Source organism: Fictibacillus norfolkensis (assembly GCF_014836645.1).
In the GTDB taxonomy this organism is placed as follows: Bacteria; Bacillota; Bacilli; order Bacillales; family Fictibacillaceae; genus Fictibacillus; species Fictibacillus norfolkensis.
In genome coordinates this window covers 1-1,472 of the sequence record NZ_JACSQM010000024.1, presented here as the reverse complement: position 1 = coordinate 1,472, position 1,472 = coordinate 1, and the positions used below count along the sequence as shown (strand labels likewise).

Below are 1,472 nucleotides of genomic sequence, written 5' to 3'. Positions count from 1 at the left end.
TAAATTGTACCCTTTGTAAAGGACATTCTAAAAAAGGTCATGCCACATGGAGAAGATGATTTCTGTATTGAACAGGAGTCATCTTCTTTAAGTTCCATTGATATCTGAAATTGTTATAGTACGTCATATAACTTCTTATTTCTCTTTTAAGTTCTTGTAGAGTATTACACGGTTTTATAGACGATTCATCTTTAAAATGGCCAAAGAAGGACTCTATTGGGGCGTTATCCCAACAGTTTCCCCGCCTTGACATGGATTGTCCAAGTCCTAGTTTTTTTACATGTTTCTGAAAAGTGGGACTAGTATAGTGTACTCCTTGATCAGAATGAATAAAGGCACCTTCGGCAACCTTTACTCGTTTATTCTTCAATAACTTTACTAATGTGTCAGTAACTAAATCTAATGTCATTCTACTGGACACATTATAGGCTAGGATTTCATTCGTTGAACTATCTTTAATCGTGGATAGATAGGCTTTCTGTCCATTTCCGTAATATAAATATGTGATATCAGTGAGTAGTACCTTTCCTGGAATAGCTTGTTTAAAATCGCGGTTTAATAAGTTTGGTAATACGGTGTGTTCTTGTGTAGCTTTTAACATTTTCTGATAGGGGTTAGCTTTTCTAATCGGGCAAACAATCTTGTATTTTTTCATAATCCTTCGGATTCGCTTTAAGTTGTATGTAATTTGAAACTGCCCTTCTAACGTCATTTTAATCTGCCGCGCACCTTTTTTACGGCGTTTAAAATGAAAAGCTTTTAAAATAGTTTCCTTCAGTTTCAGGTCTTCAGTCTCTTGTTGATTTCTTTTCTCCTGGGATTTTGAAGAAAAATAATGATAATACCCTGAGCGAGAAACTCCCGAAGTCTCGCATAAGAAACTCACCATATTTTTAAGATCGTACTTTTCAATCACTGAACGTATTAAAAGAAATTTCTGTTCAGCAGAGACGTTCACTCGTTTTCCTCCAACCCCCTTTCTATCATGTCTAACTTTTTTAGTAACTCATTCTCAGCTTTTAACAGTTGAATCTGCGCTTCTAATCTAGCATTCTTTTCTTCTAAAGTAGGCTCTTTCTTAGTTGGTCTCCCCGAATTATCCTTCCGCATATCTCGGAGTCCTAATATGCCTGATTCATTGTAAGCAGTACGCCATCTAATAGCAGCCCTATTCACTCTCACTATGCCAATGATTTCAACATCAAAACCATTCTCCTCAAAGATTTGCCTTGGTAATTTCCCATTTGCGTATTCAGCTATAAAAATCCTTTTAAACTCATCTGTATACGTAATACTCTTTGGACTTACTGATTTGACATAAGGATTAGTAGACAGTTTATTTATTTCTTCTTCAGTAAAGTGTTTTTTTGACATTTAATTATTCTCCGATTCTCCCATTTTTATTAGTCTACATAAAAATACCCCTATAGGGCAGACCTTTTTCAAGTGTCTACTCTATAGGGTACAGTCTA

Annotated in this window: 1 protein-coding gene; it reads right to left on the bottom strand. The window is 35.4% G+C overall.

Annotation, left to right across the window (positions count from 1 at the left end; genetic code table 11):
• Positions 1-37: 37 nt before the first annotated feature.
• A protein-coding gene (locus tag H9648_RS20560) for an IS3 family transposase (RefSeq protein WP_191755561.1) occupies positions 38-1,374 on the bottom strand; the annotation gives its coding sequence in 2 pieces (ribosomal slippage) (positions 38-990 and positions 990-1,374; 1,338 coding nt in all).
• Between the last annotated feature and the right edge of the window lie 98 nt (positions 1,375-1,472).